Source organism: Streptomyces sp. NPDC058008 (assembly GCF_042886395.1).
Lineage (GTDB): Bacteria > Actinomycetota > Actinomycetes > Streptomycetales > Streptomycetaceae > Streptomyces.
Map to the genome: position 1 here is coordinate 116797 of NZ_JBHVQX010000001.1, position 8560 is coordinate 125356.

8 protein-coding genes are annotated in these 8560 nt (G+C 73.2%); 4 read left to right on the forward strand and 4 right to left on the reverse strand.

Translation table 11 applies throughout. The features are described from left to right. Window positions 1–22 precede the first annotated feature (22 nt). Together ACFVS9_RS00500 and argG are read right to left on the reverse strand one after the other, a co-directional pair. Entirely contained in the window at window positions 23–328 is a 306-nt protein-coding gene (locus tag ACFVS9_RS00500) for a hypothetical protein (protein ID WP_383113073.1), read from the reverse strand. Between the two features lie 93 nt (window positions 329–421). Beyond that, the gene (gene argG, locus ACFVS9_RS00505; RefSeq protein ID WP_383113074.1) at window positions 422–1870 is read right to left on the reverse strand and encodes an argininosuccinate synthase; all 1449 of its coding nucleotides are present in this window, start codon (window positions 1868–1870) and stop codon (window positions 422–424) included. Window positions 1871–2026: 156 nt separating this feature from the next. On the opposite strand from argG, the gene ACFVS9_RS00510 reads away from it, so the two are divergent. Together ACFVS9_RS00510 and ACFVS9_RS00515 are read left to right on the forward strand one after the other, a co-directional pair. Further along, window positions 2027–3502, forward strand: a complete 1476-nt coding sequence (locus ACFVS9_RS00510) for an MFS transporter (protein WP_389929153.1) — start codon at window positions 2027–2029, stop codon at window positions 3500–3502. After that, window positions 3499–4077, forward strand: a complete 579-nt coding sequence (locus tag ACFVS9_RS00515) for a TetR family transcriptional regulator (protein WP_389929155.1) — start codon at window positions 3499–3501, stop codon at window positions 4075–4077. The genes ACFVS9_RS00510 and ACFVS9_RS00515 overlap by 4 nt, the downstream gene beginning before the upstream one ends. 24 nt (window positions 4078–4101) lie before the next feature. Here ACFVS9_RS00515 and ACFVS9_RS00520 read toward each other — a convergent pair whose 3' ends face one another. Together ACFVS9_RS00520 and ACFVS9_RS00525 are read right to left on the reverse strand one after the other, a co-directional pair. After that, window positions 4102–4881 (reverse strand): DeoR/GlpR family DNA-binding transcription regulator, encoded by a 780-nt coding sequence (locus tag ACFVS9_RS00520; RefSeq protein WP_383113077.1) that lies wholly within the window; start codon window positions 4879–4881, stop codon window positions 4102–4104. A gap of 26 nt (window positions 4882–4907) precedes the next feature. After that, window positions 4908–5750 (reverse strand): ketose-bisphosphate aldolase, encoded by an 843-nt coding sequence (locus tag ACFVS9_RS00525; protein WP_389929157.1) that lies wholly within the window; start codon window positions 5748–5750, stop codon window positions 4908–4910. 377 nt (window positions 5751–6127) lie between these two features. Between ACFVS9_RS00525 and ACFVS9_RS00530 the strand changes: the two genes are divergently transcribed. Both ACFVS9_RS00530 and ACFVS9_RS00535 read left to right on the forward strand, forming a co-directional pair. Continuing rightward, window positions 6128–6604, forward strand: a complete 477-nt coding sequence (locus ACFVS9_RS00530; RefSeq protein ID WP_383113079.1) for a GNAT family N-acetyltransferase — start codon at window positions 6128–6130, stop codon at window positions 6602–6604. Between the two features lie 494 nt (window positions 6605–7098). Beyond that, window positions 7099–8049 (forward strand): Ku protein, encoded by a 951-nt coding sequence (locus ACFVS9_RS00535; protein ID WP_389929159.1) that lies wholly within the window; start codon window positions 7099–7101, stop codon window positions 8047–8049. Window positions 8050–8560: the final 511 nt, after the last annotated feature.

Consider the following 8560-nt stretch of genomic DNA (forward strand, 5'->3'; position numbering starts at 1 on the left):
CGCCGTGACCGGGGCCTGGGGTCTACCGCGCGGCGCGCCGGGTGACCGCCCATGAGGCGGCGGCGACCCCGCCCGCCACGGTGAGGACCGCGGGCCAGGCGCCCAGCTTCCTGGCCAGGGGGTGCGAGCCGGCGAAGGCGGCGACGTAGGCGACGGTCAGCCCGGTGGCCGCGCGGGCCCCGGCCTGCCGGTTCCACTCGTACGCTGCCGCCGACCCGGCGGCGGCCAGGGCGACGCCGCCCAGTGGACGCTTCCCGGTCCAGCGGGCGATTCCGTATCCGCCGAGGAGACCGCCCGCCGCCACTGCCGCTGCCGGGACCTTCGCCATTGCCGCCACCTTCGCCTTCCTGCCTGTCCGTACGCCGTGGATCCGGCGTGTCCGAGGATAGGTCCCCGGCCGGGCGGACCGGGCGGGCACCCGTCAGTCGGTGCCGAACTCCATGGCGGCGCGGTCCAGCAGCTCGTCGTCGCCGGAGACCTCGCCGCGCGAGGCGATGGCCTGGGCGCCGCCCTCGGGCATGGCGCCGATGAGGCCGGTCGCCGCGGCCTGCGCCGCGCCGATCAGCGAGGGCTGGGAGGTGCCGACGAGGCCGAGGCCCGCGAACTGCTCCAGCCTGGCGCGCGAGTCGGCGATGTCGAGGTTGCGCATGGTGAGCTGGCCGATGCGGTCCACGGGGCCGAACGCCGAGTCCTCGGTGCGCTCCATGGACAGCTTGTCCGGGTGGTAGCTGAAGGCGGGGCCGGTGGTGTTCAGGATCGAGTAGTCCTCACCGCGCCGCAGCCGCAGCGTCACCTCGCCGGTGACGGCCGAGCCGACCCAGCGCTGGAGGGACTCGCGGACCATCAGCGCCTGCGGGTCCAGCCAGCGGCCCTCGTACATCAGCCGTCCCAGACGCCGGCCCTCGCTGTGGTAGTGGGCGAGGGTGTCCTCGTTGTGGATGGCGTTGACGAGGCGCTCGTAGGCGGCGTGCAGCAGCGCGAGGCCGGGCGCCTCGTAGATGCCGCGGCTCTTCGCCTCGATGATGCGGTTCTCGATCTGGTCCGACATGCCCAGGCCGTGGCGTCCGCCGATCGCGTTGGCCTCCATCACCAGGTCGACCGCGGTGGCGAACGGCTTGCCGTTGATCGTCACCGGGCGGCCCTGGTCGAAGCCGATCGTGACGTCCTCGGTGGCGATCTCGACCGAGGGGTCCCAGAACCGGACGCCCATGATCGGGTCGACGGTCTCCACACCGGTGTCCAGGTGCTCCAGGGTCTTCGCCTCGTGGGTGGCGCCCCAGATGTTGGCGTCGGTGGAGTACGCCTTCTCGGTGCTGTCGCGGTAGGGCAGCCCGTGGGCCACCAGCCACTCCGACATCTCCTTGCGGCCGCCCAGCTCCGTCACGAAGTCGGCGTCGAGCCACGGCTTGTAGATGCGCAGGTGGGGGTTGGCGAGGAGCCCGTAGCGGTAGAACCGCTCGATGTCGTTGCCCTTGAACGTGGAGCCGTCGCCCCAGATCTGGACGTCGTCCTCCAGCATCGCCCGGACCAGCAGGGTGCCGGTGACGGCGCGGCCGAGCGGCGTGGTGTTGAAGTACGCGCGGCCGCCCGAGCGGATGTGGAACGCGCCGCAGGCGAGTGCGGCCAGGCCCTCCTCGACCAGCGCCGCCCGGCAGTCGACGAGGCGCCCGATCTCGGCGCCGTAGGCCTTCGCGCGGCCGGGCACCGAGGCGATGTCGGGCTCGTCGTACTGGCCGATGTCGGCGGTGTAGGTGCACGGGACGGCACCCTTGTCGCGCATCCACGCGACCGCGACCGAGGTGTCGAGTCCGCCGGAGAAGGCGATGCCGACGCGCTCGCCGGTGGGCAGGGAGGTGAGAACCTTAGACATAGGAAGAGTATGCACTCGCGCGCATGTATATGCAAATGCGAGGGCGGGGTGCCCCGTGTCCGGTGCCGCCCCGTGGGGAGTCGAGGGGTGCACAAGCGTTTACCCTGAGGGTGAACGCTTGTGCACCCCCCCTTTCTCCCCGCGTACGGAGCCCCGATGACCGCACCCGCACCGGCCGCCGCCCCGCCGGGCCACCCCCGCTTCGCCGTCGGCGTCCTCGCCTTCTGCGGTGTCGTGGTCGCGATCATGCAGACGATCGTCGTCCCGCTGCTCCCCCACATACCGGACCTCACCGGCGCCACCCCGGCGGCGGCCAGCTGGCTGGTCACCGTCACGCTCCTCACCGGTGCGGTGTTCACCCCCGTGCTGGGCCGGGTCGGCGACATGTACGGCAAGCGGCGGGTCCTCGTCGCCTCCCTCGGGGTCCTCGTCGTGGGCTCCGTCCTGTGCGCCGTCAGCTCGCAGATCGGCGTACTGATCACCGGCCGCGCCCTCCAGGGCGCGGCCATCGCCGTGGTCCCGCTCGGCATCAGCATCCTGCGCGACGAACTCCCGCCCGAGCGGGTGCTGTCCGCGGTGGCGCTGATGAGCTCCTCGATGGGCATCGGTGCGGCGGTGGGCCTGCCGATCGCGGCCGTGGTCATCGAGAACTTCGAGTGGCACACCATGTTCTGGGTCTCCGGGGCCATCGGGCTGCTCGACGTCGTCCTGGTGCTCCGCTTCGTACCGGAGTCCCCGCTCCGCTCCCGCGGCCGGTTCGACGTGCTGGGCGCGCTGGGCCTCGGCGCGGCACTGGTCTGCCTCCTGCTCGCCGTCACGCAGGGCGGCGACTGGGGCTGGGTCTCGGTGCGCACCCTCGGCCTGTTCGCCGCCGCGGTCGTGATCGCGCTGGTCTGGGGGGCGTACGAGCTCCGGGTGCGCACCCCCATGGTCGATCTGCGGGTGTCGGCCCGCCCCGCGGTGCTGCTCACCAACATCGCGGCCCTGCTGATCGGCTTCGCGTTCTACGCCAACTCCCTGGTCACCGGCCAGATGGTGCAGGAGCCGAAGGCCACCGGCTACGGGCTCGGCGCCTCGCTCGTCGTCAGCGGGCTGTGCCTGCTGCCCGGGGGCGTGACGATGGTGCTGCTCTCGCCCGTGTCGGCCCGGATCTCCGGCAGGCACGGTCCGAGGACCAGTCTCGCGCTGGCCTCGGCGGTCATCGCCGTCGGCTATGTCGTGCGGTACTTCACCAGCCACAGCCTCTGGGCGATCGTCGCGGGCGCCACGGTCGTGGCGGCGGGCACCGCCATCGCGTACTCCGCCCTCCCGGCCCTGGTGATGCGCGGTGTGCCGGTCGGCGAGACGGCGGCGGCCAACGGCCTGAACACCCTGATGCGTTCGGTCGGCCAGGCGTTCTGCAGCGCCACGGTGGCCGCCGTGCTCGCCCACATGACGTTCCTGGCGGCGGGGCGCCCGGCTCCGACGCTCGGGGCGTACCAGCTGGTCTTCCTCATCGCGGCGGGCGCGGCGGTGCTCGCCCTCGTGGTGACGCTGTGCCTCCCCGGCGGCCGGAGGGGTGCGGGTACGGTCGGGGGGAGACGCAGGAACGTCGGCCGTACGCGGGCGACGCCGATCCAGGAGGGCTCTTGACCGCCGGAGTCACCGCAGCGACACCACCGGACGCGGGGGCGTCCGCCACGGGCAGGGACGCGATCCTGCTCGCCGCCCGCCGGGCGTTCACGCAGCGCCCGTACGCGGAGGTGACGATCCGGGGCATCGCGGCCGACGCGGGGGTCAGCGCGTCCCTCGTGGTGAAGCACTTCGGCCGCAAGGAGGAACTCTTCAACACGGTCGCCGACTTCGGGCCGGCCGCCGGGGAGCTCTTCGACGCCCCGCTCGACGCCCTGGGCCGCCACATGGTGCTCACGCTCGTACGCCGGCGCAGGGAGCAGAAGGGGGACCCCCTGCTGCGGGTCGTCTTCTCCCTCGGCAACCACGACGAACGCTCGCTGCTCCGCGACCGTTTCCGCGAGCAGGTGACCGCGCGCCTGACCGCCCGGCTCCCCGGCCGTGAACGCGCCCTGCGCGCCGAGCTGATCGCCGGCCACCTCATCGGCCTGGGCGCCACCCTGAGCCTGCACCGCGAGGGGGCCGGGGCCCGGGCGACGCCCGAACACCTCGCCGACCTGTACGCCCCGGCGCTACAGGCCCTGGTGGCGGGCTGACCCGCCGCCGGGCGTCCGGCCGGGTCACACCCGCAGTACGTCGATCCCGAGGCCGGTGAACTCCTCGACGACGTCCTCGGGGGCGTCCCGGTCGGTGACCAGGACCGACACCGCGCCGGTCTCGCAGACCTGGGCGAAGGCCCGGCGGCCCAGCTTGGAGGAGTCGGCCACCACGACGACCGTGCCCGCGCACTCGGCCAGGGCGCGGTTGGCACCCGCCTCGGACTCGTCGTGCGTGGCGGCGCCGAACCGTGCGTGCACGGCGTCCACGCCCAGGATCGTGTAGTCCAGGGCGAGGGTGCGCAGCACGGAGTCGACCAGGGGGCCGACGAGTTCGTACGAGTTCGGTCTGGCCACCCCGCCGGTGACGACGATCTTCACCTGGGGGCGGACCGCCAGCTCGTTGGCGATGTTGATCGCGTTGGTCACCACGGTCAGTGCCACGCCGCCGCCCGCGGGCTCCGGCCGCAAAGCCAGTTCCCTGGCCACCTCGGAGGTCGTCGTGCCGCCGTTGAGGCCCACGGTGGAGCCCGCCGGGATCAGCTCGGCCGCGGCCTTCGCGATGCGCTGCTTCTCGTCCGCCCTGCGGGCCGCCTTGTAGCGCAGCGGCAGGTCGTAGGCGACGGTGCTCACGACGGCGCCGCCCCGGGTGCGGGTCAGGAGGTTCTGGCGTGCGAGCTCGTCCAGGTCGCGGCGGACGGTGGCCGCCGAACAGCCGAGCCGTTCGGCGGCGTCGAGTACGTCGATCTGGCCCTGGTCGCTGAGGATCTCCAGCAGCCGGGTCCATCGTGTGTGTGCCGCCACCTGGTCCTCCTCGCTCGCCGGGAAGCCTATCGTCCGGGCCGGGCCAGGACGCCCAGCAGGCGCGCCACCTCCGCCGCGACCGCGTCACGGGCCGGGCCGAGGTACTTCCGGGGGTCGGCGGTCCCCGTGTGGGCGTCCAGGTAGGTGCGGACGGCCCCGGTGAACAGCTTGTTCAGGTGCGTGGAGATGTTCACCTTCGTCATGCCCGCGCCGACCGCCGCCGCCAGGCCCGTGTCCCCGACGCCCGAGGAGCCGTGCAGGACGAGCGGGACGCCGACCGCGTCGCGCAGCCGGGAGATGAGCGCCAGGTCGAGGACGGCGTCGCGGGTCAGCATCGCGTGCGAACTGCCGACGGCCACGGCGAGCGCGTCGACCTCGGTGGCCTCGACGAACGCCCGCGCCTCGTCCGGATCGGTGCGCACCCCCGGGGCGTGCGCCCCGTCCTTGCCGCCGATCTCGCCGAGCTCCGCCTCCACCCAGACCCCGTGGCCGTGGCAGTAGGTGGTGATCTCGCGGGTCGCGGCGACGTTGTCGGCGTAGGGCAGGGCCGACGCGTCGAACATGACGGACGTGAAGCCGAGCCGTACGGCCTCGCGCACCAGCTCGGCCGACTCGGCGTGGTCGAGGTGCACGGCCACCGGCACACCGGCGGCGCGGGCGACGGCGAGCGAGGCGAGCCCGATGGGTTCGAGGGCGCCGTGGTAGCGGGCGGTGTTCTCGCTGACCTGGAGGATCACCGGCAGCCCGGCGGCCTCGGCCCCGCTCGCGATGGCCTGCGCGTGTTCGAGCTGTACGACGTTGAAGGCCCCGACGCCGGTCGCGTCGGTCCGGGCGCCGTCGGTGATCTCACCGGTGGATATGAGCGGCATGGGCGTCCTTCGCGGGGTGCGGGTTGCGTGAACCCAGGCGAATGGTGCTCGAAGTTGCTCATTTATAGCTTGTTTCAAGCAGATTGGAAAAGATCGATCGTCCATGGCGGGTCCGGGAGCGGTTCCCGTGCCCTCGGAGACGAGCACCCGGCCCGGTCGTCGCGCCGGGCCGGCCGGGTGCTCGTCTCCGACGGCCCGACCGGCGGCTTCTTCGACGCGGCCGGCCCGGCCGCCTGGTGACCCCTCGGGCGCCGGGTGCGGCCGCCCCGGGCGGTCCCCCGACGGCCCCCGGCGGCGCGGGCGCGGGGTGTGGGGGCGGCGTACGCCCGGAGCCAATTCGGTGGCCCCGCGTCCCGGTGCGCCCGTACGGTGCGCCCATGACAGCGCAGCTTCGCCTGGAGAAGGTGACCCCGGACAACGTGCTCGACGCGTGCCGCCTGAAGGTCGCGCCCGAGCAGGAACGATTCGTTTCCCCGGTCGCCCGGTCGCTGGCCGAGGCGTACGCCGACCCGGTGACGGCCTGGCCGCGGCTCGTCTTCGACGGTGACCGGCTGGTCGCCTTCGTGATGGCGTTCTTCGACGTACGGTTCCACCCCGCCGACCCCGACGACCGGCCCCGCTCCGGCCTCTGGCGCCTGGCCGTCGCCGAAGGCGAACAGGGCAAGGGCTACGGGCGCTTCGCCGTGGACGCCGTGTGCGAGGAGGTCCTGCGGCGAGGCGGGACGCGGGTGACGGTGACCTGGGGGGAGGGGGAGCACGGACCGGAGGAGTTCTACCTGCGGCTCGGGTTCCGCAGGACGGGCGAGAAGAGCGAGGACGAGGTGGTCGGCGAGATGGACCTGCCCCGAGGGTGACGGCTCACCGGTAGCGGGACGGGCCGTGCGGGCCGTGGGCGACGGCTCTTCGGTCAGGGACGGGCCCTGCGGGACGCGCGGGTGACCGTTCCCCGGTGGCGGGACGGGCCTTCCTGCGGGTGGCTGTTCGCCGGTCTGCTCCCACGGGACGGGCCGGCCCCCGGCGGCCGGTCTCCGGTCAGGGGATGGGCCGTACGGGCCGAGGGCGACGGCTCTCCGGTCAGGGGACGGGCGCTGCCTCGCGCGGGTGACCGCTCTCCGGCCACGCGACGAGCCCGTCCGGCGCGGCGGGATGTTCCCAGGTCACGGGACGGACCGGCCTCGTGGGCGGCCGTTCCCCGGTGATCCACATGCGGTGACGGCCCGGGGGCGCGAGGATCGGGGATACGGGCGGTGGCCCGGCTCGCGCCAAGGCCCTCTCGGGCCGGTTCTCCCTTCCAGGCGCACCGGCCGCCTCCCGGCCAAACCGTCAGGGGGGCCTCTGGAGGTACCGGATGCCGCGCCCCCTGTGGACGGGAGCGATCAGCTTCGGGCTGGTCACGATCCCGATCAAGGTGGTCTCCGCCACCGAGAACCACGCGATCTCCTTCCACCAGTACCACCGGGAGGACATGGGCCGGATCCGTACCCGCAAGGTGTGCGAGCTCGACGGTGAGGTCCTCTCCCAGGACGAGATCGGCAAGGGGTACGAGGTCGCCAAGGACCGGACGGTGCCCGTCACGGACGAGGAACTCGACCGGATGCCGCTCCCGACGGCGAAGGCCATCGAGATCGTGGCGTTCGTCGAGGCCGGAAGCATCGACCCCGTACGGATCAGCGACAGCTACTACCTGGCGGTCGACGGCCAGGTCGCGGCGAAGCCGTACACCCTGCTGCGGAGGGCGCTGGAGCGCAGCGACAAGGTCGCCGTGGCGAAGTTCGCGTGGCACAACCGGGAGCGGCTCGGTCTGCTGCGGGTGCGGGACGACGCGATCGTGCTGCACTCGATGCGCTGGCCCGACGAGATCCGCAGCCCCGAGTCGCTCGCCCCCAGGGAGACCGAGCTGGACGAGGACGAGATCGAACGTGCCGTGCAGCTCACCGACAGCATGGCCCTGGACGGCATCTCCGGCTTCCGCGACCGCTACCGCGAAGCCCTGGAGGAGCTGATCGCCGCCAAGTCCGAGGGAAAGGCCCTTCCGGCCGCGGCGGGCGGGGAGGAAGAGGAACCGGGGAAGGTCATGGACCTGATGGCCGCGCTGAACGCGTCGGTGAAGGCGGCCAAGGAGACACGGGGCGAGGACGCGACCGTGCACGAGATGACACCCGGCAAGCCCCGCGCCCGGAAGAAGGCCGCCTCGGCCGCGAAGAAGACGGCCTCCAGGAAGACGGCTTCGGGGAAGACGGCGGCGGCCGGGAAGCAGCCGTCCCGGAAGACCGCGGCGAAGAAGCGGACCGCCTCCTGACGGGACGCCCCCGGCCATACTGCGGCGCCTACTCGCCTTCCTGAGGGGCCGGCCCACCGTCCGAGGCGCACGGTCCACCTTTCTGAGGGGCAGGCCCACCGTCCGAGGCGCACGGTCCACCCTTCCTGAGGGGCAGGTCCACCGGCCTGAGGGCCCGTCCACCTTCCTCCTGAGGGCCTGAACCACCGCCACGTGAAGACCCCGTCCACCGTCCCGAGGGCCCGAATCACCGTCACGTGAAGACCCGTCCACCGTCCTCAGGGGCCGCTCCGCCTTCCTGCGGCTCCGGCCCGCCGGCTCCCAGGCCCACCAGCTCTCCGCCCGCTCCGGCCCGCGAGCGCTCCGGCTCACCCAGTGCCCAGGCGTGCCGGTTCTCCCGCCCGCCAGCTCCCCGGCTCTCCCGCCCACCAACTCTCCCGCCCGCTCCGGCCCGCGAGCGCTCCGGCTCACCCAGTGCCCAGGCGTGCCGGTTCTCCCGCCCGCCAGCTCCCCGGCTCTCCCGCCCATCAGC

Coding starts and splice junctions, on each gene's coding strand:
- argG (WP_383113074.1), bottom strand. CDS start 1,870: ATGTCTAAGGTTCTCACCTCCCTGCCCACCGGCGAGCGCGTCGGCATC.
- ACFVS9_RS00535 (WP_389929159.1), top strand. CDS start 7,099: ATGCCGCGCCCCCTGTGGACGGGAGCGATCAGCTTCGGGCTGGTCACG.
- ACFVS9_RS00500 (WP_383113073.1), bottom strand. CDS start 328: ATGGCGAAGGTCCCGGCAGCGGCAGTGGCGGCGGGCGGTCTCCTCGGC.
- ACFVS9_RS00525 (WP_389929157.1), bottom strand. CDS start 5,750: ATGCCGCTCATATCCACCGGTGAGATCACCGACGGCGCCCGGACCGAC.
- ACFVS9_RS00510 (WP_389929153.1), top strand. CDS start 2,027: ATGACCGCACCCGCACCGGCCGCCGCCCCGCCGGGCCACCCCCGCTTC.
- ACFVS9_RS00530 (WP_383113079.1), top strand. CDS start 6,128: ATGACAGCGCAGCTTCGCCTGGAGAAGGTGACCCCGGACAACGTGCTC.